Consider the following 24,569-nt stretch of genomic DNA (forward strand, 5'->3'; position numbering starts at 1 on the left):
TCTGATAGGTCTACACGAATGTATAGACTCGGGTCGGAGACACCTTCGAAGCCCCTTTGCTCCTCTGGGAAAAAAGACGCGTATGCGAGTCGGAGCACACGTTTCTATGTCGAGTTCGAAAGTGTCGAGTGACGACGATAAACCGCCACACGACAACATCGCGAACGCCGTCTTCCGCCAGGTCGCCTTCGGCGGCAACTGCGGACAGATTTTCACCCACTCTCCCCAGGTCTGGCAAAGCCCGGACCTCGGCGAGGAAGAGGTGGCGCTGTTCAGAGACCGGACGGCCGCCGAACTCGACGGCCCGTGGGTCATCCATACCTCGTATCTCGTGAACCTCTGTACGCCGAAAGACGGCCTCCGACAGAAGTCCATCGACAGCATGCAAGAGGAAGTAGACGCCGCCGCCGCCCTCGACATCGAGTACGTGAACGTCCACCTCGGGGCACACACCGGTGCAGGCGTCGAAGGCGGCCTCGAAAACGCCGTCTCCGCGCTGAGCGAACTCGACGTCCCCGAGGACGTGACCGTCCTCATCGAGAGCGACGCCGGGAGCGGGACGAAACTCGGCGGCGACTTCGAGCACCTCGCCTACGTCCTCGAACATTCGGACCAGAATCTGGACATCTGCCTCGACACGGCCCACGCCTTCGCCGCGGGCTACGACCTCTCGACGGAGGAGGGCGTCTACGAAACCGTCGAAGAACTCGACGACGTCGTCGGCCTCGAACACCTCAAGTGCATCCACCTCAACGACTCAAAACACGCCTGTGGAACCAACAAGGACGAACACGCCCTCATCGGCGAGGGCCTGATTGGTGAAGAAGGCATGCGCGCCATCATCAACCATCCGGACCTCGAAGACGTCCCGCTCGTCCTCGAAACGCCGACGGAAGACGGCAAGGGCTTCGCGTGGAACATCGACCGCGTGAAGGACCTGCGCGAAAACTGAAATGCGTCGCTTCGCCGCCGAGTACCTCCGCGAGACACGCCGCGGGATGTGGACGGACCGGTCTGCACTCGCCGGTCTCGATCTCCCGAATCGCCGGCGTGTCCTCGACGTTGGCTGTGGCACGGGCGAACTGACGACGGTACTCAGCGCGGAGACGCCCAGTGAAGTGGTCGGTCTCGACCGCGACCCGGCGCTGCTTGCACACCTTTCTGGGCCCGCAGTCCTCGGAGACGCCCTCTCGATTCCGTTTACGGACGACTCGTTCGACCTCGTGGTCTGTCAGGCACTGCTCATCAATCTGCCCGACCCCGCCGTCGCCGTCCGCGAGTTCGGGCGCGTTTCGGGCGACCTCGTCGCGGCCATCGAACCGGACAACGGTGCGGTGACCATCGATTCGACCGTCGCTGCTGAGTCGCAGCTCGCGGAAACGGCGCGTAAACACTACGTCGCCGGCGTAAACACGGACGTGACGCTCGGCGCGGACGCGGCTGCCCTGTTCCGTGACGCCGGGTTCACCGACGTTTCGACCGTCCGCTACGACCACACTCGAACGGTCACTGTGCCGTATGCGGCCCACGAACTCGAAGCGGCGAAGCGAAAAGCGCTCGGGTCGGGACTCGAAAAGGACCGGAAGACGCTGCTCGCCGGTGACCTGACCGCAGACCAGTACGACGCCCTGCGAACCGCGTGGCGCGAGATGGGGCGCGAGGCAATCGCGCAGATGCAAGCAGAAACCTACGAGAAAACTGAGACCGTGCCGTTTTACGTAACCGTCGGGCGCGTTTGAGTGACGCGAATTACCCGTCGAGAATCTTCTTCGTCCGCTCGTTGAGTTCCTCGATTTTCTTCTGGGCTTCCTCGGGGAGCATTTTCTGTGGGGGTTCCAGGCCGGGCTGACCGTCGGGGGACGGCTTGCCGACGATGACAGTCCCGAGCATTCCCACCTTCTCGTGGGGCGTACAGAAGTAGTCGTAGACGCCTTCCACCTCGAAGGTGTGCTCGAACACGGCACCTTCGTCTACCAGCACCTCACTGTCCCACGGCTCTGCCTCGTCCGGGATGCGTGTGGGCTGGTCGTAGTCGAGGTGGTACGCGGTCGCCGAGTGGACGCCACTGACCTGCTTCCACGTCACAGTCGCGCCCTGTTCGACCCAGACGATATCCGGGGCGAAGCCGGTCTCACTGCCCTCCGTCCACATCTCGACGGTCGTGTCGCCCGACGGTTCGCTTGGGTCTTCGGGTGTCGCCGTCCGCGTCGTCGTCGCGGCCGTGGTCGTCGTATTATTCGATTGTCCAGCGGTCGTGGCGCTCGTCGTCTGGTCGGTCTCGGATCCACCCGACGTACAGCCAGCGAGCGAGAGTGCGAGCCCTGCCCCCGTAAGCTGGAGCAGTCGGCGGCGCGTCGTCCAGTCGGTCATTGTCGGGAATACAGCACACCAGTCTAAAACCTGTTGCGGCCAGCGTGTTAGACAACGTCACCCCGGACGGACGCGCCCTCCTGACTCGACCGGTAGGCGCGAACCGCGTCCGCCGCTGTGGCGGCTTCGTCGTCGTCCATGCCGAGCATTTCGAGTGCGCCCGCGAGCGTCGGGAAGACGTACTCGCCGGTTCGCAGTTTGTCGAAGGCGTCAGTCGAGCGCTGGCCATCTATCCAGAGGGCGGCCCCGCGGGGGTCGAGAATCTGTTCGTATGCCTCACGCGCCATCGCGCCTTTCAGGCGCTGGGTGACGTTGTTCTCGAACCCGGCGTTGCACACTTCGAGGTGAATCGGTTCGTCGCTGTCGACGAGGTGGGCGGCGAGGCACTTTTCGGGGGCGACGTGCCCGTTGTCGTTCGCGCGGATGTACTCCGGGTACTGTTCTGCCCACTCCAGACTGACGGTCTGCCCGACGCCCTTCACGCCGTATTCGCGGCGAAACTCCTCCTCACGGCTGGCGTCGCCGTGGAACAGCAGGTCCTTTTTCAGGTAGATATCGAGGCGAGAGACGGGGTCGAGGCCGAGTGCGAGGTCGCCGTACACCCAGATTTCGCGCACCGGGACCGGCATCGTCTCGTTCTCGACCGTCTCGACGAGTCGTTCGACGCGGTCGACCGCCGTCGCACGGTCCAGTTCCATGCCCGGGTATTGCAAGCGGGTGCGGAAAACGGTTGCTTCCGCGCGTGTTGGTTAGGGAAAACTTTCTTGCTGATATGTTGTGAGTGTTCGGTATGTCTTTCGCTGTCGCGTTGCGCCGTGTCAAGCAGTGGTCGGTCGCCCTGCTTGGCGGGCTGCTCGCGGCGCTCTCATCCGGCCTCCTGTACAGTGAACATTCGTCTCTCTCTGCGCTCGAACACGTCCTTCCGCTCTTTCTCGCGATGGGGTTGGTTGGGTTCGGCTGGTGGCTGGTTCAGTCCCGTCTCTCGCCCGCAAAGGTCGCCTCTATCGCGCTCTGGGTGGTCGCGGGAATTGGCGTCCTCTTCGTCGTGAGTCTTTGGTCAGGGTATCATAACCTCACGAGCGGCATCTCGACGGCAGAAATACTCGAACAGGCACTCGTAAACGTCACCGTCGGCGGACTATCCGGGGCCGCAATCGGCTTTCTGGACGTTCGTAGAGCAGAGCACCGAGAGCGAGCAGTTCGGACCGAACAGGCAGTGGACGCGACGATGGACGGCGTCGCGGTGCTGGACGAACACCACCGATTCCAGTCGGCAAATCAATCGTTTCTCGACATCTACGGCTTCGAGTCTGCGGACCAACTGTGTGGCCACTCCTACCTCGAACTGGAACTGACCGTCGAGACGGACCGACTCGAGGAGGAAGTGAAACCTGCGGTTCAGCAAACCGGTGGCTGGCGCGGCGAACTCACGGGCGTTCGCTGCGACGGAACGACGTTCCCGAAGGAACTCACGGTCAACCAACTGGACGACGGCGGCCTCGCGGTCGTCATCCGTGACATCACTGAAAAACACGAATCCCAGCGCGCACTCAGGGAGGAGCGCGCTCGCTTCCGGGCCCTTACGGAAAACGCTCCCGTCGGTGTCGTCACGCTCGACGAGGACAACGTCATTCAATTCGCGAACCAGCAACTCGCCGAAATGCTCGGCTACGACGCCGTAGAACTCGTCGGTGAGCCGATGGCGACGCTTATTCCAGACAGATTCCGACCCGCGCACAAAGCTGGTGTAAACCGCTACCTCAATACGGGCGAACAGCACCTCGATTGGAGTGCGCTCGAACTGGCGGGACTCCACCGCGACGGTCACGAAGTCCCCCTCAGCGTCTCGTTCGGTGAAACCACCTTCGATGGCCAGCACCTGTTTACGGGTATCCTCATCGACATCTCGGAACGAAAGGAACGCGAACAACGCCTCGACTTACAGGCGGCAGCGATAGAAAACGCCCTCGACGGGATTGCGATTATCGACCCGGACGGGGAGTACGTCTACCTGAACGCCGCCCACGCGCGGCTCTACGGCTTCGACGACCCTGAGGCGCTCGTGGGAGCGTCGTGGCGCACCCACTACGACTCCACGGAATTGAAACGCGTCGAATCGACCGTGTTCCCGGCGCTCCAATCGATCGGCCACTGGAACGGCGAGACCCACGCTACGAAACGCGATGGGTCGAAATTCACGCAGGAACTGTCGCTGAACGCGCTCGCGGACGGCCACCTCGTCTGTACGGCTCGCGACGTTACCGAACGTCGCCTCGAAGAAATCAGGCTCAATCTCTTACAGGAGGCGACCCTCGACCTCGGCACCGAACGCGACCTATCCAGTGTCATCGAGTCTGCGGTCGAAATCAGCCAGTCCATCATGGACTACTCGCTCGCCATCTACTGGACGTACGACGAAGAGCGAGATTCGCTGGTTCCGACGCACGCGTCCGATGCTGCCCACCAGATGTTCGAAGACGCTGACATGGTAATCGACAACCTCGTCGTCACGCCCGGGATGCAACAGATGGACGCATTCGAGAATGGTGAGATGCAGGTGGTCGAAAACTATCAGGACTTCCCCGCCGCGCGTCGGTTCCCACTGCCGCTTACGAGCGCCGTGTACGTCCCGCTCGGGTCGCACGGGCTGCTCGGGCTGGGGTCGCTCGAACGCCAGACGGTCTCACAGACGAGTCGCTATCTCGTGAGCATCCTCTCTCGCAGCGTCGAAAACGCGCTCGAACGAATCTCCCGTGAAGAAACCATCGAGGCGTTGCACGCGGATATGCGGACGATGGTCGCGACGACCGAGGTGCAGGAAGTCGCGGAAATCGCCATCGAGACGGCGCGAAACGTCCTCGGCTTCCCGCTCTGTACCCTCTGGCTGGCCGACGAGACGGGGACGAGACTCGAACCGGTCGCGTGGACCGACGAGTCGGCCGAACTCTTCTCCGAAATGCCGACGTTCACTGCAGACGGTGAGAGCCTCTCCTGGCAGGCCTTCGAGTCGGGAACGCCATTCACGATTGCGGACGTGCAGGCTACTGAGGGTCGGTACAATCCGAACACGAAGATTCGAAGCGAACTCATCTTGCCGCTCGGGTCTGCCGGCGTGTTGAACATCGGGTCGCTCGTCCCCGGAGACTTCGACGAAACCGACGTGTCCATCGCGCGGTTGCTCGCCGCAAACACCGAGGCGGCGCTCAAAGAAGCACGCTTCGAGGCCGACTTACAGGAGCAAAACGACCGTCTCGAATTTCTCAACAGTCTCCTGCGCCACGACATCCTGAACGGGATGGTCGTGATTCAGTCGCGAGCGACGTACTTGCGCGACAGACTCGAAGGAGAGGAGAAACGACACGCAGAGACCATCGAGCGCTGGTCTGACAATATCATCGAACTCGTCCAGCACGTCCGAGTGATGCTCGACCTGTTCGCGGGACGGGGCGTGGAGTTCCACCCGGTGTCCCTGTCCGACATTCTCGAAAGACAGGTCGACCGCATCCGGTCTGCCTATCCGGAGATCGGATTCGACGTCGACATCGACGAGGCCGTCACCGTCGAGGCGAACGCGTTACTCGCCGAAGTCCTGGGCAACGTCATCACGAACGCCGTCGAGCACAACCGAACGGAGAACCCACACATCGACGTTTCGCTCACGACCGACGGCGAGACGGCGACGGTCCGCGTTGGCGACAACGGCGTCGGCGTCCCCGACGACCTGAAAGACCACATCTTCAGGCGCGACGAGACCGGTCACGTGAAGTCTGCGGGCAGCGGTTTTGGGCTCTTTTTCGTCGATACGATGGTCGACCAGTACGGCGGTACGGTTCACATCGAGGACAACGACCCCTCTGGGGCCGTCTTCGTCATCACCCTCCCGCTGGCCTGACCTGGTTCGTGGGAAACCATCATAGTAGTGGGCCCGAATTATCAGCCCACTCGAATGACTTCTCCCGAGAAACCTGTCGTCCTCATCGTCGAAGACAACCTTGACGTCGCCGAAACCTACGAGATGTGGTTGTTGGACCGATACGACGTTCGTCACGCCGGAGACGGGCAGGCGGCCCTCGACGTGCTCACCGACGAGGTGGACGTCGTGTTGCTCGACCGGATGATGCCCCGGCTGTCCGGCGACGAAGTTCTCGCCGAAATTCGAAGCCGGAATATCGACTGTCGAGTCGCGATGGTCACCGCAGTCGACCCCGACTTCGACATCATCGAGATGGGCTTCGACGACTACGTCAGAAAGCCACCGACCGAACAGCAACTCGTCGAGACGATTGAGGATTTACTGGCACGCGATGCCTACACGGGACAGGTCAGGGAGTACCACTCGTTGCTCGCGAAACGGGCCGCACTCACAGCAGAGAAGCCAGCCGGCGAACTGGCAGGAAGTGAAGCGTTCGCCGAACTCGAAGCCGCCATCGAGGCACTCGAAGCCGAACTCGACGCACAGAAAGACGCGTTTCTCGACGACATGTCGTTCGTCGCAGCCATCCGTGGGTTCGACGCGGGCGAGGGAGGTGGCAAGCAATGAGTAGCAGTGACCGGCAACTGCAGGCGGTCGTCTCGCGTCCGACGACCTACGTGCTCGGCTCGGCCATCGACATCGAAGGGTTCGAGGAGGTGCCACCGGGGACGAACCTCCTCATCGAGGGGCCGCTCCAGGCGGACACCCGCCAGCTTGCGACGCAGCTGCTCGCGACTGGTACCGCACAGGGCGAGAACGCCGTCGTCATCTCTTCGGACGCGAACGCAGACCGGGTCGTCCGCGACGTTTCGGCCTTCGACGGCGACGCAGACCGGCTGTACGTCGTCGATTGTACCGGCGTCTCGGGGAAGGGTTCGTTCGACGACGAACCTCACGTGAAGTACGTCACCTCGCCGAGCGACCTCACCGGCATCGGCGTCGGCCTCGTCAAGTGCACGCAGGAAATCGGTGCGGGGGCGACGTCGGGCCTCCGGCTTGGGGTGTTCTCCCTCTCGACGCTACTTCGCTACGCCGAGGTCGGCCGCGTGTTCAACTTCCTCCACGTCCTCACCGGGCGGGTGTCCGCCGCGGGCTACTTTGGCGTCTACACCATCGACCCGTCGGCCCACGACGACGCGGACCTGAACGTGCTCAGGTCGCTGTTCGACGCAGCCCTCAAACTCCGCGAAACCGACGACGGGACGCTCGAAGCGCGCGTGGTCGGGTTGCCGAACGTAGCGTCCACCTGGACGCCACTCGAGTAGTTAAGGCGAAACGGTGATACGCGCCGCTCCGTAATCGTCGCCCAATGGAATGCGACAAGTGCGACCGCGATGCTGTCATGCACGCGGCGTACTCCGGGGGCCACCTCTGTGAGTCCCACTTCTGCCAGTCGGTCGAAAAGCGCGTCCGACGCCGGATTCGAGAGGACTCACTCGTCCCGCGCTCGGCCACGCCCGACGACCCCGAAACGTGGGTCATCGGCCTCTCGGGGGGCAAAGACAGCGTGGTCCTCACCTCGATTTTAGACGAGACGTTCAACCAGGACCCGCGCATCGAGATGATTGCGCTCACGATTCACGAGGGCATCGAGGGCTACCGCGACACCAGTCTCGACGCCTGCGTCGAACTCGCGGAGAAACTCGACATGCGCCACGAAGTCGTCACCTACGAGGACGAGTTCGACCTGAAGATGGACGACGTCGTCGAGAAGGACCCGATGAACATGGCCGCCTGCGCCTACTGCGGCGTGTTCCGCAGGGACCTGCTCTCTAAGTACGCCGAAGAATACGGCGCGACCAAACTCCTGACCGGGCACAATCTGGACGACGAAGCTCAGACTGCGCTGATGAACATCTTGGAAGGCGACGTCCGACAGGTCGCGAAACACTTCGACGCGAGTCTCGGCAGTTTCGACGAGCGCGGCGAGTCAGACCACTTCATCCCCCGCGCCAAGCCGCTCCGTGACATTCCCGAGAAGGAAGTTGCCCTCTACGCCCACATCAAAAACCTCCCCGCGCACATCACCGAATGCCCTCACTCCTCGGAGGCGTTCCGCGGCGAGATTCAGGAACTCCTGCTCAACTTAGAATCGAACCACCCCGGCACGCGCCACTCGATTATGGCCGGCTACGAGGAACTCGCCGCCATCGCCGCCAAGGAGTACCGCGAGGACGGCGACGGCGAGACGAATCTCGTGGAGTGCGAACGCTGTGGGTCGGCGACGACCCGGGACGTCTGTCGGAAGTGCAAGTTGGTCGAGGCTGTAAACGCTGTCTAGCGCTTTTCTGCGGCCGCCACCAACTGAATCCAGCCGTCGTCGTTCGCCTCACACGAGTCGATCTTGAAGCCAGCCTCGTTCGCCAACTCCTCCAACTCTTCCACCTCGTACAGCGTAAACGTCCGTGAGTCGCCCTCGTGCACGTCGCCTTCAGACTCACCGTCTCCCTGTTTCACCGAGACGTGGAGCACGCCGCCCGGACGTAAGACACGCCGAAATTCGGCCAGCGTCGCGGGTGCGTCTTCGCGGGGAACGTGGAGGAAGGGGCACAGGCCCAGAGGCCGTCGAGGCTGTCCGACGCGAGCCCGAGGGTGCGCATGTCCATTCGGGTGAATTCGGCATTGGGCACGTCGGCGCGGGCAGCGTGGAGGAAGTCGGGGGTCAAATCGACGCCGACCATGTCGTGACCGGCCGCGGCGAACGTCGTGGATTCGAAGCCGGGGCCACAGCCGACGTCGGCGATGCGGGCCGTCTCACGCGGTGTCTTACGTTCGACGTGTCGCAGAAATTCACGGACTTCGGCTTCGATTACCGAGCGGTCGTGGTTTCGCTCCGTGTACTCTGTGACCCGCGAATCGTACGTCGAAATCGTCCCGTCGTCGGTCATTGAACGAAGCATCTCATCGGAGTCCGGTAAACGCTTCGCACGAGGAGCCCTCACGGGCGAAAAAAAGCGAAAAAAGAAACCGTAGTTCTTGGAATGAGGTCTGGGAGCGACGTCTACCGGATGACGTCGAGACCGTTGTTGTTCTCGAGTTCGTTCTGGCCGCCGTCGGACTGTGCGCCGAAGGTTTTGATGCCGTCGTCGTTGTCGTTGGTGCTACCGTTGTTGCCTTCGTTCAGCTTCGCACGCGAGCGGTTGGCCTGCTTCTGGGTCGATGGCCCGAGAATCTGGGCGCTCTGGACGCCGGTCATGATGGCCATGACGCGGACTTTGCCCTTGTACTCCTCCTGGATGCGGGCGCCCCAGATGACGTTCGCCGAGGCGTCGAGGCGCTCGGTGATGTTCTGGGCGATGCCCTCTGCCTCTTTCAGGGTAAGGTCTGGGCCGCCGGTGATGTGGACGAGCCCACCGGATGCACCGCGGTAGTCCACGTCCAGCAGTGGGTGGTTCATCGCGTCGCGAACCACTTCTTCGGTCTTGTTCTTGTCCTGTGTCTCGCCGACGAGCATGACGGCGACGCCACCCTGATTCATGATGGCGGTCATGTCGGCGTAGTCCAGGTTGATGAGCGACGGCTGGGTAATCGTCTCCGAGATACCCTTCACGGTTTCGGCGATGATCTGGTCCATGACCGAGAACGCCTTGCCGATTGGGAGGTTCGGGACGTAGTCGAGCAGACGGTTGTTGTCGAGGACGATGATGGAGTCCGCGGCGTTGCGGAGTTTCTCCAGTCCTTCCTCTGCCTTCACCGTGCGGGCACGCTCGACGTTGAACGGTGTCGAGACCATGCCGACGACGATTGCGCCTTGCTCTTTGGCGATTTTGGCGACCACAGGTGCGGCACCGGTCCCGGTACCGCCACCCATGCCTGCCGTGACGAAGACGAGGTCTGCCTCGCCGAGCACTTCCTTGATGGTCCCCTGAGCCATCTCGGTTGCGCGTTCGCCCATCGACGGGTCGCCACCGGCACCAAGCCCCTGCGTCAGCGATTTGCCGACGAGAATCTTGGTGTCCGCCTCGATCATCTTGAGGTGCTGCTTGTCGGTGTTGATGGCGATCGTGTCTGCGCCTTCGACGCCGATGTTGTACAGGCGGTTGATGGTGTTGTTACCGGCACCACCAGCACCAACGATGACGATGCGTGGGTCGCCGAATTCGTCGTTGGTCGAAGCTGCGTCGTTTCGCTTTTGCTGTTCTGCTTCAGAGTTCTCGAGCGCGGATTGAACGATGTCTTGCATTAGTTAGACCCTCGCCCAGTTGCGCTTCTTGGTCGTCGGTTCACGACCCTCTGTCTGTTCGTTGAGCATCTCGCGGACGGCGGAGCGAATGGCCTCGCTTCGGTTCGGGAATTCTCCCGTCTCGACCATTCTCTCGACCTCCTCGATCTGCTGCTTTGGAATCCGTAGTGTCACACGCTCCATGGTATATCCCCTTGTAAGATGGAAGCATGCGGGTCCCCCGCACACCTGTCTTACACACCAAAACCGCATGAGGCCGCACCGCGCCACCCCCAAATTGCTGGTGTGTAAGACAACCGTCTTACGCAGAAGTATGCACTAATTGAAGGGTTATAAATGTTGTGGCGATTGTAAGACAATCGCGCAAAATCGTCGCCGTAACTCGGTTACGAGCGGTCCAACACGTCGGCTGCCGGGGTCCGACGGCCGCAGCTCGGGCAGAACGCCCAGTCCGACCGGACCTCGTCGCCACACTCACAGAACACGCGGTGGGTTGCTTTCTCACCGCAGTTCGGGCAGTACACGTGGTCTCCGTCCAGCGATTCGCCGCATTGGACACAGGCATTGTCCGTCGCGTCGAGTGGCTCCGGCTCGGATGTCTTACGCGGCGTCTGGCGCGCGCGCATCCCTTCTCCGTCGAGGGTGATGTTCACGTTCACGTCCTGGCCGCTCCCCGCGCGCGACCGAAGATGTTCGTCGATGAGGGCATCCAGGCGCTCGTCGATGAGCGCGTCGACGCGTGCCGCGACCAGGTCGTCGAGGCTCGTCTCGGCTGCCGGCTTTTTGGTTGGCGTCGGGTCCGCGGCGTCGAGGTACTGGCGCAGTGCCTCGCGCATGACCTCGCTCTTCGAGGAGTCGAACTCCTCGAGGCGTCTCACGAGATCATCGTCGGCCCGAAACGTAATTTTACTCATCTCAGCTGTCGTCTTACGGCTTGTCTCCCAACCATATTAATTTTCCTACCAGTCTGACGCCCGTCAGCCGTCCGGCGTCCCGCTGGCGGTTTCGAATAATAATTCTTAAGTCGGACAATCGACCTACGTTGTATTGTATCCGCTCTTAGCTCAGCCTGGTAGAGCAGCCGACTGTAGATCGGCTGGTCCCCCGTTCAAATCGGGGAGAGCGGACTTTTCCTGCGAACCATGTGAGCAGTGAAACGTCTATCCGGACGGTTTGAACCTGTGAGTCGCAGCTCGTGAGCGGAGCGAACGAGACCGTCTCACTTCGTTCAAATCGGGGAGAGCGGACTTTTCCTACGACGAGTTCGAATCGGGGAGTGTGGTCGCAAAGATTGGACTTCCTACTTCGTCGTCCGCTGTGCTAGTTACCGTTCCTCATGGCTACTGCCTGCTAGAAATCGGGAGAGCGCGTGTACCGCGAGAAGTCCGAAGAAGGGGAGCGCAGGAATCCAGTAATAGAGCAGTGAACGAATGAATAATGGAAGTGAGAGCGAAACGCCGAGCGCTAAAGCGAACGTGCGCTCTGACCACGGAACACGAAAACTTTCGATTACCACCAGAAGTCCACCCAAAGTGGTTGGAATGAGCAGCCATGCGAGGTTCACCATCGTGTGACTGAGAATACCAAACCAGGTGGTCACAGAGTGGAACGGTGAGTGAGTGTTTCCACTCGTAACGTACTCGCCAGCTCCACTCATACTGTAGTACATCGCGTTCGTCATCGACTCGGTGCCCCAAATGACTCCTACAGAAGCAAACGCCATCCCCACGATACAGAGGGCTGTGGCCGTGAAAACCATGAGCCACCGGAGGAGTTTCTGCGTGCGCTGGGAGGAATGGACGACAAGAACTGGCACGGCAAAAAAGCTATACTGTGAAAACAGCCCTGCAACCGCGACCGCACCACCGCGAATTCCGGGCTGGGTGTATATCACAGCAATCATTAATCCGACCATGGCGAACGATCGGGCGTTGATGACAAGTCCGTTCACAAGCGGCAGTGTCGCGAGATATAGTATCGCAATGGCAATTCCTTCGCGTGGTTCGCCGTGGTTGGCTCGCCAGCGGTACACTAGCCCTGCAGTGAGTGCGTTTGCAATCCCGACGAGGAGGGTCATCGAGATATTGTATTCGCCCGTGTATCCAGCGATGAGATTCACGTACTGGAAGAGTGGTGGCTTGTTATCGACTGCAGGTCCCGTATACAGTGGTACGCCTCCCATCACCTGCTCTGTGAGTGGTTTCCAGACTATTTGTGCATCGTAAAAGAGCGTATTCGCCTGGCCCAGTTCCAGATACGCAACGCGCCACGTTGAAAAGAGCATCGCGAGTACAAACACGCCTCCAAAGACGAACCAGTCAGGAAGTTCGTCTGCGAGAGATGTTCTCCGAGCTGTTCTCTGATTTGAATCAGACATCGAACTCGTAATTTTAGAGTTAATTGTATGAACTTATCAAAGTTTCCTCCATCAAGCGGCGAACCGAACGTGGAGTTATCTTTATCGGTGTAGGCGCTAAGACCTCACCTTCAGCGATAGACCTTAGGGAGCGAGCAGGGTGGGGAGGACGTCACTGTTCTCTTGATGAACCTAACCAGCGCAAGTCTGAACGATCTCCTCAAATAGTTCGTTCTCTCGATAGAGTTGAATGGTTGTCGCAGAATCGGAAAAACTGAAACGGTCCCGATTCCGTGGTTCAGTTCAGTACGGCGGCGAGCGGGTCGAGGAAGCCCGCCCCGTAGTACGCCTTGTCCTGGCCTTCCGGCACGCTTGCGGTGTCCTCGAGGGTGTCCCTAACTTGCGTGGCCGAATAGTCCTGATTCACGCTCTTTACGAGCGCCGCAGCGGCCGCGACCTGCGGGGCGGCCATGCTCGTCCCAGCGAGCCACGAGTAGGTGTTCTCGAACGTAAACGAGTTCGACGCTTCGTCGTAGGTCGGGACGGTGTACGTGTTGTACACGAGGTCGTAGAACCACGGTACCCCCGTATCGATGGCGTCGGTATCCGCGTCGCCGCCGGGCGCGCCGAGGTCCACCGCGTTCGTGCCGTAGTTCGTGTAGAACGCAGGCGAGACGAACTCCTCGCGGAGCCCTTCTTCGCCCCACATGTAGCCGATGGGGCCAGTTGCGCTGATGCTCATGATGTTTGCTGCCTCGTTCGGGAGGCTGATTACGCTCCCGTCGTGCTGGAGGTCCGCGGCGTCGTTCCCGGCGGAGGCGACGATGAGTGTCCCGAGTTGGTTGCTCACGTAGGAGGTCGTGTTGTTGAGTACCTTTCCGTAGAACTCCCCGTTCGCCTGTCGCGAGACGGGGTACGCGCCGAGGCTCATGTTCGCGGCATCACAGCCGATTTCGCCCGCGTACACGAGGGCGGCGAGAATGTCGGCGAAGCTCGCGGAGGGGCCAGTCGAGAACACGCGACAATCGACGATTTCGGTCGCCGGTGCGCTGCCGGTGACGCCCACGTCGTTCTGGTCGTTCGCGGCGATGATGCCCGCGACGTGGGTCCCGTGCCCGCCGCCGACGGCGCGGCCCGCGCCGTAGCCGTCACCTGTGAAATTACGGGAGAGGTCCACGTTCACGGCGTGCTGGAGGTCCGGGTGACTCGCTGAGACGCCGGAGTCGATGACTGCCACGCGGGTGCCCTCGCCGCGCGTCACGTCGTGGACGGCGGGAATGTCCTGTACCTGTTTGTCCCACTGAAGGGGATAGCCTGGCTCGTCCGCGGCTTCCGTCGCGGTCACAGGGAGGTCGAGTTCGTAAACGAGGTCTGGTTCGTATTTGACACCGAGGTCGGCGACGGCCGACTCTGTCCCGGAGACGACGGTGTAGTCCAGTGCGTCAAGGGGATGGACGACGGTGAGGGCGGCGTCTTCGAAGTCTGCGTCCCGCAGATTCTTCGATTCGACGATGAAACGGTCGGTCGATTCGGTGGCGGAGACTGTTGGACTGGCGGCAATCCCACCCACGAGAAGGCCGCTCGCTTTGAGGAAGCGACGGCGTGAAGTAGCTACCATGCGAGCTAACTTTCGTTCACACGAATATATATTATTCTATAATTAAACTCGTCTAATTAAAACCGGATAACATTTGGACGAAGCTGTCGCTCGTTCGTGCAATTGTTACAAAAGTGGAGGTGGGTGTCGCGTGGCTTACGCCGTGGCCGCGTTCAGCACGTTGTCGAGGTACTTCTTTTCCCAGTCTTTGCGGGCTTCAATCTCACGCCGCCCGCGACGCGTGAGCGTGTAGAAGTTCGTCCGGCGGTCGAGTTCGCCCTTCTCGACGAGGCCCTTGTCGACGAGCGTGTCGAGGTTCGGGTAGAGTCGCCCGTGGTGAATCTCCTTCTCGTAGTACGTTTCGAGTTCTTCTTTGATGGCGAGGCCATGCGGTTCTTCTTTCCCTGCAATCACGTACAACAGGTCACGCTGGAAACCAGTCAGGTCGTGCATTACATCACATTATCGTGTACCCCTTCTTATCCCTAATGGCCGAATACGTGTCTCGTTGACATGTGTTCTGACCCGCATTCGCACCGTCACGAGTACCGGTGACGCACAGAAGCGATGGTTCTTCGAGCCCAGTTGATTGGATTTCCTATCGCGAAATACGATTTATTAACGACAGCCTGTAGAGAAGCGGCCTTCTCTCCAATTTCTCTCACGGCACTTTCCTGGTTGGGATAACCTAATGAGAACTCCCAAACATCTATGCCGTCCGGGGGAGACGTAGACCTGTGAATGTGGTCGTTGTTGCTGAAAGCGCCACCAGTGTCGTGGTAGCCGAGGCCCTCGCGGACCACGACGTGACAACAGTCGAGTCGATTACGGACGTGTCCGTCGGACCAGATGCGGACACAGACGTGGTCGTCCTCTCCTTGTCGGTTCCCGGCGCAGACGCGTTCAGCACCTACGCGTCCGTGCCGCTCATCGGCATCGGGTCGGCGGCCGGTTCGACGGCCGACTTCTACCAGCTTCTCGAAGAACCCCCCGAACCGGCTGCGCTGCGGTCCGCCCTCGAGTGCGTCCAGCATGTCGTGGAGTACCAGCAGGCGGTCGACGAACTCTACGCGCTCTGCCGGAATCGTGCTCGTGGCGAGGACGTGTCCCCCCGCGACCTGCGAGAAGCACGCTACTCAGCGCGCGAACGTCTGCAAGCGGTCAACCGAACCGGGACGCCACCGCTCAAGCAGTTGCTCCGGTGAGCACGGCCCGGTTTCGATACCCAGTAGAATCCTTTCGAATATCCGCCACGTCCCAGCCAAGACGCCGGTTCGTAGCTCCGGTTAGCCCGGTCGAATCCACAGCATGCTATCGAGTGAGTGGAACGTGGTGGTCGTGTGTTCACAATGGTCGGAATGTGCGAACGTTTATCCTTCATGCCAATCGAACTGAATACAATGGTCGAGGCGTTCGCCGTTGCGAGCGGAAAAGGCGGCACGGGCAAGACGACGAGTACGCTGGCGCTTGGGATGGCGCTCGCCGCCGAGTACGACGTGACCGTCGTGGACGCGGATACGGGCATGGCGAACCTGCTGTTTCACGCCGGACTCGCTGACGTCGAAACGACGCTGCACGACGTGCTGTTGAGCGACGACCCAGCGCCGGTCGAGGCGGCGGTCTACGAGCGGTTTGGGATGAAGGTCGTTCCCTGCGGGACGAATCTCGCGGATTTCGAGGCCGCAGACCCACACCGGCTCAAACACGTCGTCGCCGAACTGGCCGCGGACACCGACGTGCTTCTTCTGGACTCGCCAGCGGCACTCGACAGCAAGAGTGCGGTGTTGCCCATCGTGCTCGCAGACCGCATCATCGTCGTCCTGGAACCGACGATTCCCGCACTCTCTGACGCGCTCAAGGTCCAGGAGTACGCCCGCTCGTACGGGACGGGCACCGCGGGCGTCCTGTTCAATAAGGTACGAGACGAGGTGGGTATCGGCCGCATCGCAACGCAGGCCGAACGGTACTTCGACGGCCCGACTCTCGCGACAGTTCCGGCGAGCGAGTCGGCGCGGGCGGCCCGCCGTGCCGGAAAACCGCTGCTCGCTCACGCCCCCGACTCGGTCGCTGCGGACGCCTACCGCGAGGCGGCTGCGACCATCGAGGTGCAGGCCGGCGAATCGGACGCTGTGGCAGACCGCTTTCGCAGTGCGGTGATTCCAAAGACCCCATGAGGCTTCCGCGTGGAGACCTGGTGAAATCACGAGTTGTCGCAGACGTTTCTGCGCCGCTCGGCGCTCGACCGAGAGCTAACTGGCTACGCCGTCCTCGTCCCGCAAGATTCGCTGCTGCTCGACCAGGCGGGCAGGGGCGTCGTGACCTTCGAAGATGGGATTCCAGTTCTCGCCTACCTGAATCAAGGAGAGAGTCCCGCCCTTTAGGGCGGGCGTGAATCCGACACTATATTTCACAGACTATGTTCGACGCTTACTCCGGGGTATCTTCCCTGACTTTCTTCTCGCCTTCGAGAAGTAAGCCCTTCCACGTCAGTCCACGGTGCTTCTTCAGTTCCTTCAGTCGTTTGTACTGTTCGTCGTCGTCAAACTCGATGCGAACTTCGACCATACAATAACACATAAACCCCACACTTTTGTGTGTTCGGATACAACCCGTAGTTGATGAAGCGAGCCAACACGTTTGAGGTGATTCCGCAGTCCGCCGAGGACGAGGAGTTGCTTCGATGCCTGTTGGACGCTTCTGCCGCTCTCTGGAACGAAATCACCTACGAACGCCGCGAACACTACGCCGACCCAGACGGCGATGTCTGGAAAATCAGCGAGTATCGCGGGCGCTACGGCGGTATTCTCGGCGCGTCCACGGTTCAGCAAATTGAACGCAAAAACCGCGAAGCGTGGAAGTCGTTCTTCAGCCTCAAGAAGAAGGGCGAAGCCAACGGCAAACCCGGCTTCTGGGGCAACGCAGAAGACGGACGCGAACTCCGCACGTACATTCGCAACACGTCGTACTCCGTTGAGTGGGGCGAATACTCTCGGCTCGAAATTCTCGTCGGGAAAGACCTGAAAGACGAGTACGGTCTTGGACACCGCGAACGTCTCCGCCTCGAAGTTCGGGGCGACCCCAACTGGAAAGAGTACGACAAGCAAGGTCGGTTAGAGTTGTTCTACGACGAGCAAGCACAGACGTTCAGTGCCTTTCAGCCAGTCACTATCGACACTTCTCGGCTGGCACACCCACTGGCTTCGGAAGAAGCCGCTCTGGACATTGGTGCGAACAACCTCGTCGCTTGCACAACCACAACCGGCCAACAATACCTGTACGAAGGACGCGACCTGTTCAAGCGATTCCGCGAGACGACGCGAGAGATTGCCCGCCTCCAATCACTGTTGGAGGATGGCCGATACAGTAGTCACCGCATCCGACGCCTGTACGACCGGCGTACCAAGCGACGTGACCACGCGCAAGACGCACTCGTCCGTGACCTCATCAAACGCCTGTACGAAGATGGCGTTTCGACAGTGTACGTGGGTGATTTAACCGACGTGTTGGAGACACACTGGTCGGTAGAGACGAACGCAAAGACGCACAATTTCTGGGCGTTCAGAGCGTTCGTGAATCGACTGGCGTGTACCGCCGAAGAATACGGCATTTCAGTGGATGCTCGGTCGGAGGCGTGGACGAGTCAGGAGTGTCCGAATTGCGGTTCGACTGAGGATACGACGCGCCACAGAGACACGCTGACATGTCCGTGTGGATTCGAGGGGCACGCAGACCTCACCGCGTCGGAGACGTTCTTGAGACGGCAGACGACGGTACCACGGTCGATGGCACGGCCTGTATGCCTCAAGTGGGACGACCATTCATGGTCAGAGTCACCACGCTCAGTTCCCAACGAGGAGCATACGAACCCGCAAGTTGCCTCCGTGGGTCGGTAAGCGATACCCCCAGCGCGAGGAAACCCCGGCGTTCACGCCAGGGAGGATGTCATAGCGTCTCGCTGTTCTCACTCCAGGAAGACATTCTCGCGGTGGCCCACGCCGCAACCGACCTGACCGTCCCGCCCGAGTTACCCGCGGACCGCCTCGCCGGCGACCCGGACCTGGCGGCCCGCACGCGGGAGGCGGCACCGTCGGACCGACGCGACAGCGCGGCGGACCCTGCAGAGCGCGAACTCGGTGCTGTAGAGGCGTTTCTCGCAGACGACGAGAAAATCGAAGCCATCCAGCGCCAGGCACGCGAGGAGGCCGCGACGCGTGCCCAAGAGTGGGGGTTCGACGATTAATAGCGTCGCGTCAACGGCGGCGCGACGCGGGATGCGGTTGCCGGGTCAGTTGGTGACACTGTCCTGCTCAGTAACCGTGAGATAACGGGCGATTATCGATGGTTCGGTGGTGTCACCATCCGATTAGCCTCTTCGGCCGTAATACTGCAATTTTGATAAGTTGGCCGCTCTTAACCGCACGAACGGCCGGGTAAATCCCGCCTAACAATGTCGTTCTTGGGCGACATATCAAACAATGAAATCGTCGCTCGGTATCGTGAGCATCCGACGCCGTCCCAGTGGAGGGGACGCATGACTGTTCAGGTCGAACTCGCATCAATCGCAGACCAGCAGCGATGGAACGACTACGTCGCCGCGTCTCCCCAGGGGACGTTCTTCCACCAGCTCGAAGTGCTCGACGTGCTCGCCGCACACTCGCGGACGACGCTCGAGTTGCTCGTTGGACGGAAGGGAGAGGAAGTCGTGGGGTTGTTTCCGGTGTTCGTCAAGTCGGTGTTCGGGCTCACCGTCGCCTTCTCACCGCCCGCGGGGCTCAAAATCCCGTACCTCGGGCCGGTGCTCCTCAACAGCAGCCACCTTCGCCAGCGAACGCTCGAAGCCAGACATCAGGAGTTCGTCGACGGCTGTCTCGAGTACTTAGAAGAGACGGTTCGGTCGCGGTATCTCAACATTCGAAGCGCCGTCGGCTACGAGGACATCCGTCCATACATCTGGCACGGGTTCGATATCTTGCCGCGCTACACCTACCACGTCGATTTGACGGGCGGGAAAGACCACCTGCTGGCACAGTTCAGTGGTGACGCTCGGACCAACATTCGCAAGGCGGAGGCCAACGAGGCCACCGTCACGGTCGGCGGCGAGGACGCAATCGAGCGCATCATCACGCAGGTGAAAGCACGTCACGTAGAGCAAGACAAACGCTTCGAAGTGACGCCAGAACTCGTCATGGAACTCTACCGCAGACTTCCCGCGGGGAGCGTGCTGCCCTACGAAGCCCACGTCGATGGGACCTACGCGGGTGGCAACATCGTCGTTTCCTTTGGCGACACCATCTGTGTGTGGCTGGGCGGGGCGACGCCGGGATTAGACGTCCCGGTCAACGACCTGCTCGACTGGAAGATCATGGCCGACGGCGTGGAAAACGGCCTGACGTGGTACGACTTCGCGGGGGCGAACGTCCAGCAGATAAACCAGTACAAATCGAAGTTCAACCCGGTGTTACGACCGTACTTCAACATCGAGCGGGCAAGCCAAGAGATGGCCGTGGTCGCTGGCATCTACAAACTACTCTCGTGAGTGCCTGACAATAGCCACCGCTGACACAACGATTATGCGCCAGTAGACCGTGTTATAGTCCAACATGGTTTCAACGGGGGTCACGGCGAGCGCGGTGTACACGCGCAGCCCACAAATGGGCGACGCTGCGTGGTGTCAGGCATTCGAGTGTGCAGGGGCGGAGCAGCTGGGCGACCTTTTATTCTATCTCGGCGCGGGGATTCTCACCCTCGCGCTCGTTGCCGTCGCGCTCTATCTCGGTCAGGCGAGACGGGTCTGCGAGACCGAATCGTCGCGGACGCGGACAGAGCGCGATGCGTACACACGGTTCCTCCGGCGATTGTCCGGAATCAGTGTCTCACAGGTAACGACGCAGGTCCAGACGAGTGGCATGACCGTCGCCAACGTCCAGTCGGCAGACCAGTCCATCCGCGAGGTGCGCGAGGCGTTCGAGGAGACGGTGATGACCGTCCCCCACTTCACAGAAGAGTACGACGAATCGCTCGAAGTCCACATGGCGATGGAGTTCGGCGACGAACTCGCGCGCGCGGTGAGGCACGGCACACAACTCACCCCGCCGCTGAAGCAGGCGCTCGTCCAGCAGGCCGAACTGGCCCGCGACCAGCGCGACGCGATGCTCGGGACGTTGGACCGGGAACTGGAGGAACTCGAAGACGCGACCGCGCTGCTGGAGTCGGCCGAGGAAGAACTCGACGACGTGTCAAGTGAACCGTTCTACCGGCGGTCGTACGCCGACCTCCATGCCGCGTGGGAACGGCTCGACGACATCGAAGACCGGGTGACGACCGTGCTCACCGAGCGCCAGCACGCGATGCAGGAGGGTATCAGATTCGGCATCCGTCGCACCGACAGCGGGTCGTTCCACGACTACCTGTACAGACCCCTCGACGTGTCGTATCCCGTTCTCGCAGACGGCGCGAAGACGGTAGACCGGATTCAGGCCATCCGACACAACGTCGTCGACATGCTGACCCGTCGCGTCTAGGTCTGTTGACCCACGACCGTATTTTCGTCCGTCGTCCCATTCACGCCGAGCCAGACCTGTCCAGCCGCTGCCCGCGCTTCGACAGGGCCGAAGTCGTACGACCCGGTCGCCGTCGCCCCTGCGGGCGCTTCGACGAAGTAGGTGACAGCGACCGTCTCGGCCGGGTCGGTGTCGAAGTAGACGTACTGGCCCTGCCCGTCGCCGGCGGGTCCGGTGTGGGAGACGTCACCCACGTCGAGGACGGTCCAGCCGCCGGGGACGTAGTCGCGGACGACGGCCGGCGCTGACACCTCGACGGTGAGGGCTATCTGATTCGTCTGCCCGCCCGTGAACACGGAGCCGTCGTCTTCGCGCGTTCCCGAGACGGAAAGCGTGGTTGCGCGGGCGTCGCCTTCACTGACGGGCAAGCAAAGACGCGACCCGTCTGCGCCGCCGGCGTCGAGGAGGAGTTCGTTTGTGCTCTCGCCGTCAGGGTCGTCGAGCGCCCAGTCTGCGTTGTCGGAGGCCACGACCAGTCCGAGACGGTGGCCCGCGGGCAGTTCCCAATCGATGTCCCACAGTTCGACCGGGGCACGGTAGGTGTCGTCTGTGGGGACGGGTTCTGACTGGTCGAGGCCGTCGCGATTACGCGCGTTCAGGAAGCCTCGGGTGATGACTTCCGTGCTGCCGTCGGGCGCTTCGTCGAACAGGACGGGCGTGAAGTGCGTCGAATCGTCAGACGAGGCGACGAGCAGGTCGAGCAACGGACTGCCCGAGATGCGCACTGACTCGGCGAGTTGTCCCGCCTTGAAGGTGAGATAGCCGCGATTCGACCCCGAGAACATCTCCTCTTCGGTGACCGGCGGCGTCACGTCGTCGTACACTGGAATGCTCGTCCCCTCGAGGCCGAGTTCGAGCGGGTCCGCACTCGCAGTGCGGGTGAGCGAGACTTCGACGTCGCGGGTTCCTTCGGGCGGCCAGTCTGCCTGCTGGATGCGCTCGCCGGTGTTGAGTTGCGTGTCCACTCGCGGCAGGTCCATCACACCGGTGTCGAGACTCTTGAGCCAGTAGTCGAACCAGGCGTGACGGATGTCCTGTGCGTCTTCGAACTGGCTCGCCGCGTGGTTCCACTGGCCCATGACCAGCTTTTTGGGCACATCGTCGGGGAGCGCCATGAAGAATCGCGTCGAGTCCCAGTGTTTGACGTTGTGGTCGAGCCACCCGCCTTCGATGAACACCGAACACGAGACGTTCTCGGCCTTCGCCCGGTAGTCGCGTTCGTCCCAGAACGCGTCGTAGACCGGGTCGAATTCGTAGGCGCGATTCGTGTGCTCGATTTCGTCACACGGCGTGATGCGGTCGCCGAACGTGCTCGTGAACTGGTCGGTGTCACCGCCGTTCATCGGGGGAATCAGGCCGAACCCGAAGTCGAAGGCCAGCGGCGTGTCGAATCCCTCGTCGGTGGGATACTCGTTGTTCAGGAAGTAGCGAATCCCCCCGCCGAAGGCGTAGTCGTACCAGCGGTCGATGGCCACCTGCGGGATGATGGTCGTTAGATGGTCCGGGTCTTCGATGGCTGCTGCAAGCTGGGTCGTGCCGTCGTAGGACCCCCCAATCATGCCGACTTTGCCCGAGGACCACTCGCGGGTGCCGAGATACTCGACGACCTGCGCGGCCGTCTTTCGCTCGCGGATGCCCCCGTAGTCGTAACAGCCCTCGGAATTGCGCGTGCCCACCACGTCGAACATCGCCCGGGCGTAGCCTCGCGGGACGAAGTAGTCTGCGACGCCGTCCGCTGCGGTGCTGCCAGCCTCGCCTTGCGGACTGCGGATGTCGTTGTACGGCGAGTAGGTGGCAATAACCGGCACGGATTCGTCCGTGTCCGGGCAGATGATAGACCCGTAGAGGGTGGGTGTCTCCGTCTCGCCGTCTACGACGAACTCCGTCTCGACGTAGTGGTCTTCTGCTGGGAGTTTCTCGTACTGTGGTTCGCTTTTCCCCGTCGTCGTCTCGTAGGCGGCCCCAGCGGCTGGTGTCGCGGAGAGACCGAGTAGCGATACGCCAGCCAGCGCGCCCGATGTCTGGAGCACTCGTCGTCGTGAGAGCCTCCGGTCGCCTGCATCTCGAGTCATATTCGTTTGCGACTCTCGGTGTCGCACAAAAGGCCCTCTGACAACGCCATCAAAACGTTCTGAGAAAGAGTCATGCGCGAACGAGCCCTATTGGGGCGCATGTCTCTCGTGGAGAATCGTGACGCCAGACCACCCGGTCCGACCGGACTGCCGGTGGTCGGCAACAGCCTCCAGTTCGGTCGCGACCCCCTCTCGTACATGACCCACGCGGCCCGGGCCTACGGCGACGTGGTGTACCTCGAGTTCGCGGGGATGCCCTTCTACCAGCTCAACCACCCGGACCTAGTGAAGTACGTCCTCGTCGAGAACAACCAGAACTACCGCAAGGGCGACCTGTTCCAGTACGAACTGCGCCTACTCGGCCAGGGCCTGTTGAACAGCGAGGGCGCGGCGTGGCGCGAGCAACGCCACCGACTCGAACCCGCCTTCCACCCCCAGCGAATCGCCGCGTTTGCGGAGATGATGACGGGCTACACTGAACGCCTTCTCGAAGAGTGGGCCGACGAGGAAGTCAGAGATGTTCACGAGGACATGATGCGCCTCACGCTCGAAATCGTCGCCGACGCCCTGTTCTCGGTGGACATTCGCCGCGAATCGACGGAAATCGGCGAGGCGCTGGAGACGGTCATGGAGCAGTTCCGGCGCTCCTCGCGCCTGCCACTCGAAGTGCCCGACTGGCTGCCCACCCGGACGAACCTCGAATTCCACCGGGCGGCGAAGGCCCTCGACGCCGTCGTCGCGAACATCATCCGCGAGCGAAACGCCGGGACCCGCGAGGGCGCAGACGACGTGGTTTCGCGCTTGCTCGACGCAGGCGTCCCCGAGGAGAATCTCCGTGACGAGGTGCTGACGCTCGTCCTCGCCGGCCACGAGACGACGGCGCTCGCCCTCTCGTACACGTTCGACCTGCTCACGCGCCACCCACCGGTGCTCGCGGAGGTGCAGGCGGAACTCGACTCGCTCGCTGGCCACCCGCCGATGATGGCCGACGTGAAGGCGATGACGCGCACAGACCAGGTGCTCAAGGAGTCGATGCGCCTCTACCCGCCAGTGTACGGCCTGCTTCGCGAACCGCTCACGGACGACGAAATCGGCGGCTACCACATCCCGGTCGGCGCGACGGTCGGAATGCACCAGTGGGTCATCCACCGCGACCCGCGATTCTTCTCCGATCCGCGCAGTTTTCGCCCCGACCGCTGGACGCCCGCCTTCGAGCGCGAACTGCCCGCGTTCGCCTACTTCCCGTTCGGCGGCGGGCCGCGGCGGTGCATCGGCGACCGGTTTGCCATGCTCGAAGCGAAGTTCGTCCTCGGGACGATTCTCCAACAGTTCGACGTCGAAGCCGTCTCGACAAAACCGCTCGAACTCGACCCGGCGATTACGCTGCGACCGAAGGATGGGATTCGTGTTCGCGTCCGGAGACGGTGAGGGCAGACACTCCAACCGAACACTTAATGT

General features: G+C 61.5%; 25 protein-coding genes, 1 tRNA gene and 1 pseudogene. 15 read left to right on the forward strand and 12 right to left on the reverse strand.

The window, feature by feature from the left end; all coding sequences use genetic code 11:
* Positions 1-82: 82 nt before the first annotated feature.
* Both P0648_RS04625 and P0648_RS04630 read left to right on the forward strand, forming a co-directional pair.
* Complete coding sequence (locus P0648_RS04625) at positions 83-952, forward strand: deoxyribonuclease IV (protein WP_369685064.1); 870 nt, start codon at positions 83-85, stop codon at positions 950-952.
* Between the two features lies 1 nt (position 953).
* Entirely contained in the window at positions 954-1,739 is a 786-nt protein-coding gene (locus P0648_RS04630) for a class I SAM-dependent methyltransferase (protein ID WP_277505376.1), read from the forward strand.
* 10 nt (positions 1,740-1,749) lie between these two features.
* Here the strand turns inward: P0648_RS04630 and P0648_RS04635 are convergent, their stop codons facing one another.
* Positions 1,750-2,370: a plastocyanin/azurin family copper-binding protein gene (locus P0648_RS04635; RefSeq protein ID WP_276245413.1), complete on the reverse strand. Its 621-nt coding sequence runs from the start codon at positions 2,368-2,370 to the stop codon at positions 1,750-1,752.
* A 47-nt stretch (positions 2,371-2,417) separates the two neighbouring features.
* Positions 2,418-3,068 carry a hypothetical protein gene (locus P0648_RS04640; protein ID WP_276245412.1) on the reverse strand — a complete coding sequence of 217 codons (651 nt, stop codon included), beginning with the start codon at positions 3,066-3,068 and terminating at the stop codon, positions 2,418-2,420.
* Positions 3,069-3,160: 92 nt separating this feature from the next.
* Between P0648_RS04640 and P0648_RS04645 the strand changes: the two genes are divergently transcribed.
* Genes P0648_RS04645 through P0648_RS04660 form a run of 4 tightly spaced genes read left to right on the forward strand, consistent with a single transcriptional unit; the run spans position 3,161 to position 8,624 of the window.
* Positions 3,161-6,262 (forward strand): PAS domain S-box protein, encoded by a 3,102-nt coding sequence (locus P0648_RS04645; protein ID WP_276245411.1) that lies wholly within the window; start codon positions 3,161-3,163, stop codon positions 6,260-6,262.
* A 54-nt stretch (positions 6,263-6,316) separates the two neighbouring features.
* Complete coding sequence (locus P0648_RS04650) at positions 6,317-6,910, forward strand: HalX domain-containing protein (protein ID WP_276245410.1); 594 nt, start codon at positions 6,317-6,319, stop codon at positions 6,908-6,910.
* On the forward strand, positions 6,907-7,608 hold the full coding sequence (locus P0648_RS04655; protein WP_277505379.1) for a hypothetical protein: 702 nt from the start codon (positions 6,907-6,909) through the stop codon (positions 7,606-7,608). The genes P0648_RS04650 and P0648_RS04655 overlap by 4 nt, the downstream gene beginning before the upstream one ends.
* A 44-nt stretch (positions 7,609-7,652) precedes the next feature.
* A complete protein-coding gene (locus tag P0648_RS04660; protein ID WP_276245408.1) occupies positions 7,653-8,624 on the forward strand; it encodes a TIGR00269 family protein in 972 nt (323 codons plus the stop codon).
* Here the strand turns inward: P0648_RS04660 and P0648_RS04665 are convergent.
* The 5 genes from P0648_RS04665 to P0648_RS04685 all read right to left on the reverse strand — a co-directional run bounded on the left by P0648_RS04665 (position 8,621) and on the right by P0648_RS04685 (position 11,440).
* Positions 8,621-8,800, reverse strand: coding sequence for a hypothetical protein (locus P0648_RS04665; protein ID WP_276245407.1), 180 nt, complete (start codon positions 8,798-8,800; stop codon positions 8,621-8,623). The genes P0648_RS04660 and P0648_RS04665 overlap by 4 nt on opposite strands.
* Positions 8,797-9,231 (reverse strand): trans-aconitate 2-methyltransferase, encoded by a 435-nt coding sequence (locus P0648_RS04670; protein ID WP_276245406.1) that lies wholly within the window; start codon positions 9,229-9,231, stop codon positions 8,797-8,799. Before P0648_RS04670 ends, P0648_RS04665 begins: the two co-directional genes overlap by 4 nt.
* A gap of 113 nt (positions 9,232-9,344) precedes the next feature.
* Positions 9,345-10,526: a cell division protein FtsZ gene (gene ftsZ, locus P0648_RS04675; RefSeq protein ID WP_276245405.1), complete on the reverse strand. Its 1,182-nt coding sequence runs from the start codon at positions 10,524-10,526 to the stop codon at positions 9,345-9,347.
* A 3-nt stretch (positions 10,527-10,529) separates the two neighbouring features.
* A complete protein-coding gene (locus P0648_RS04680) occupies positions 10,530-10,709 on the reverse strand; it encodes a ribbon-helix-helix domain-containing protein (protein WP_276245404.1) in 180 nt (59 codons plus the stop codon).
* 203 nt (positions 10,710-10,912) lie between these two features.
* Positions 10,913-11,440: a zinc ribbon domain-containing protein gene (locus P0648_RS04685; RefSeq protein ID WP_277505383.1), complete on the reverse strand. Its 528-nt coding sequence runs from the start codon at positions 11,438-11,440 to the stop codon at positions 10,913-10,915.
* A gap of 139 nt (positions 11,441-11,579) precedes the next feature.
* Between P0648_RS04685 and P0648_RS04690 the strand changes: the two genes are divergently transcribed.
* Positions 11,580-11,653: transfer RNA gene (locus tag P0648_RS04690), tRNA-Tyr, on the forward strand.
* Between the two features lie 197 nt (positions 11,654-11,850).
* On the opposite strand, the gene P0648_RS04695 is transcribed toward P0648_RS04690, so the two are convergent.
* The 3 genes from P0648_RS04695 to P0648_RS04705 form a co-directional block, all read right to left on the reverse strand.
* Entirely contained in the window at positions 11,851-12,903 is a 1,053-nt protein-coding gene (locus P0648_RS04695; RefSeq protein ID WP_277505385.1) for a hypothetical protein, read from the reverse strand.
* 277 nt (positions 12,904-13,180) lie between these two features.
* Entirely contained in the window at positions 13,181-14,500 is a 1,320-nt protein-coding gene (locus P0648_RS04700; RefSeq protein ID WP_277505386.1) for a S8 family serine peptidase, read from the reverse strand.
* A 135-nt stretch (positions 14,501-14,635) separates the two neighbouring features.
* Positions 14,636-14,932: a PadR family transcriptional regulator gene (locus P0648_RS04705; protein ID WP_277505387.1), complete on the reverse strand. Its 297-nt coding sequence runs from the start codon at positions 14,930-14,932 to the stop codon at positions 14,636-14,638.
* A gap of 290 nt (positions 14,933-15,222) precedes the next feature.
* Between P0648_RS04705 and P0648_RS04710 the strand changes: the two genes are divergently transcribed.
* The 3 genes and pseudogenes from P0648_RS04710 to P0648_RS04720 form a co-directional block, all read left to right on the forward strand.
* On the forward strand, positions 15,223-15,684 hold the full coding sequence (locus P0648_RS04710) for a hypothetical protein (protein ID WP_277505388.1): 462 nt from the start codon (positions 15,223-15,225) through the stop codon (positions 15,682-15,684).
* 195 nt (positions 15,685-15,879) lie between these two features.
* Positions 15,880-16,653 carry a P-loop NTPase gene (locus P0648_RS04715; protein ID WP_277505389.1) on the forward strand — a complete coding sequence of 258 codons (774 nt, stop codon included), beginning with the start codon at positions 15,880-15,882 and terminating at the stop codon, positions 16,651-16,653.
* Positions 16,650-16,830, forward strand: a pseudogene (locus P0648_RS04720) (hypothetical protein); the annotation flags it as partial. The gene P0648_RS04715 and the pseudogene P0648_RS04720, both read left to right, overlap by 4 nt.
* 76 nt (positions 16,831-16,906) lie before the next feature.
* On the opposite strand, the gene P0648_RS04725 reads toward P0648_RS04720, so the two are convergent.
* Positions 16,907-17,044, reverse strand: a complete 138-nt coding sequence (locus tag P0648_RS04725; RefSeq protein WP_277505390.1) for a hypothetical protein — start codon at positions 17,042-17,044, stop codon at positions 16,907-16,909.
* Between the two features lie 53 nt (positions 17,045-17,097).
* Between P0648_RS04725 and P0648_RS04730 the strand changes: the two genes are divergently transcribed.
* The 4 genes from P0648_RS04730 (at position 17,098) to P0648_RS04745 (ending at position 21,000) form a co-directional block, all read left to right on the forward strand.
* Positions 17,098-18,372, forward strand: coding sequence for a transposase (locus tag P0648_RS04730; protein ID WP_277505393.1), 1,275 nt, complete (start codon positions 17,098-17,100; stop codon positions 18,370-18,372).
* Between the two features lie 92 nt (positions 18,373-18,464).
* Positions 18,465-18,719: a hypothetical protein gene (locus tag P0648_RS04735; RefSeq protein WP_277505394.1), complete on the forward strand. Its 255-nt coding sequence runs from the start codon at positions 18,465-18,467 to the stop codon at positions 18,717-18,719.
* Positions 18,720-19,010: 291 nt separating this feature from the next.
* Positions 19,011-20,015, forward strand: coding sequence for a lipid II:glycine glycyltransferase FemX (locus P0648_RS04740; RefSeq protein WP_277505395.1), 1,005 nt, complete (start codon positions 19,011-19,013; stop codon positions 20,013-20,015).
* 64 nt (positions 20,016-20,079) lie between these two features.
* Positions 20,080-21,000, forward strand: coding sequence for a hypothetical protein (locus tag P0648_RS04745; RefSeq protein WP_277505397.1), 921 nt, complete (start codon positions 20,080-20,082; stop codon positions 20,998-21,000).
* Here P0648_RS04745 and P0648_RS04750 read toward each other — a convergent pair.
* On the reverse strand, positions 20,997-23,111 hold the full coding sequence (locus tag P0648_RS04750) for a CocE/NonD family hydrolase (RefSeq protein WP_277505398.1): 2,115 nt from the start codon (positions 23,109-23,111) through the stop codon (positions 20,997-20,999). The genes P0648_RS04745 and P0648_RS04750 overlap by 4 nt on opposite strands.
* Positions 23,112-23,210: 99 nt before the next feature.
* Here P0648_RS04750 and P0648_RS04755 point away from each other — a divergent pair, with 99 nt between their 5' ends.
* Entirely contained in the window at positions 23,211-24,539 is a 1,329-nt protein-coding gene (locus tag P0648_RS04755; protein WP_277505399.1) for a cytochrome P450, read from the forward strand.
* Positions 24,540-24,569 lie beyond the last annotated feature (30 nt).

This window comes from Haladaptatus sp. DYSN1 (assembly GCF_029489995.1).
Classification (GTDB): domain Archaea; phylum Halobacteriota; class Halobacteria; order Halobacteriales; family Halococcaceae; genus QDMS2.

Coding starts and splice junctions, on each gene's coding strand:
- P0648_RS04625 (WP_369685064.1), top strand. CDS start 83: ATGCGAGTCGGAGCACACGTTTCTATGTCGAGTTCGAAAGTGTCGAGT.
- P0648_RS04630 (WP_277505376.1), top strand. CDS start 954: ATGCGTCGCTTCGCCGCCGAGTACCTCCGCGAGACACGCCGCGGGATG.
- P0648_RS04635 (WP_276245413.1), bottom strand. CDS start 2,370: ATGACCGACTGGACGACGCGCCGCCGACTGCTCCAGCTTACGGGGGCA.
- P0648_RS04640 (WP_276245412.1), bottom strand. CDS start 3,068: ATGGAACTGGACCGTGCGACGGCGGTCGACCGCGTCGAACGACTCGTC.
- P0648_RS04645 (WP_276245411.1), top strand. CDS start 3,161: ATGTCTTTCGCTGTCGCGTTGCGCCGTGTCAAGCAGTGGTCGGTCGCC.
- P0648_RS04650 (WP_276245410.1), top strand. CDS start 6,317: ATGACTTCTCCCGAGAAACCTGTCGTCCTCATCGTCGAAGACAACCTT.
- P0648_RS04655 (WP_277505379.1), top strand. CDS start 6,907: ATGAGTAGCAGTGACCGGCAACTGCAGGCGGTCGTCTCGCGTCCGACG.
- P0648_RS04660 (WP_276245408.1), top strand. CDS start 7,653: ATGGAATGCGACAAGTGCGACCGCGATGCTGTCATGCACGCGGCGTAC.
- P0648_RS04670 (WP_276245406.1), bottom strand. CDS start 9,231: ATGACCGACGACGGGACGATTTCGACGTACGATTCGCGGGTCACAGAG.
- ftsZ (WP_276245405.1), bottom strand. CDS start 10,526: ATGCAAGACATCGTTCAATCCGCGCTCGAGAACTCTGAAGCAGAACAG.
- P0648_RS04680 (WP_276245404.1), bottom strand. CDS start 10,709: ATGGAGCGTGTGACACTACGGATTCCAAAGCAGCAGATCGAGGAGGTC.
- P0648_RS04685 (WP_277505383.1), bottom strand. CDS start 11,440: ATGAGTAAAATTACGTTTCGGGCCGACGATGATCTCGTGAGACGCCTC.
- P0648_RS04695 (WP_277505385.1), bottom strand. CDS start 12,903: ATGTCTGATTCAAATCAGAGAACAGCTCGGAGAACATCTCTCGCAGAC.
- P0648_RS04700 (WP_277505386.1), bottom strand. CDS start 14,500: ATGGTAGCTACTTCACGCCGTCGCTTCCTCAAAGCGAGCGGCCTTCTC.
- P0648_RS04705 (WP_277505387.1), bottom strand. CDS start 14,932: ATGCACGACCTGACTGGTTTCCAGCGTGACCTGTTGTACGTGATTGCA.
- P0648_RS04715 (WP_277505389.1), top strand. CDS start 15,880: ATGGTCGAGGCGTTCGCCGTTGCGAGCGGAAAAGGCGGCACGGGCAAG.
- P0648_RS04725 (WP_277505390.1), bottom strand. CDS start 17,044: ATGGTCGAAGTTCGCATCGAGTTTGACGACGACGAACAGTACAAACGA.
- P0648_RS04730 (WP_277505393.1), top strand. CDS start 17,098: ATGAAGCGAGCCAACACGTTTGAGGTGATTCCGCAGTCCGCCGAGGAC.
- P0648_RS04740 (WP_277505395.1), top strand. CDS start 19,011: ATGACTGTTCAGGTCGAACTCGCATCAATCGCAGACCAGCAGCGATGG.
- P0648_RS04745 (WP_277505397.1), top strand. CDS start 20,080: ATGGTTTCAACGGGGGTCACGGCGAGCGCGGTGTACACGCGCAGCCCA.
- P0648_RS04750 (WP_277505398.1), bottom strand. CDS start 23,111: ATGACTCGAGATGCAGGCGACCGGAGGCTCTCACGACGACGAGTGCTC.
- P0648_RS04755 (WP_277505399.1), top strand. CDS start 23,211: ATGTCTCTCGTGGAGAATCGTGACGCCAGACCACCCGGTCCGACCGGA.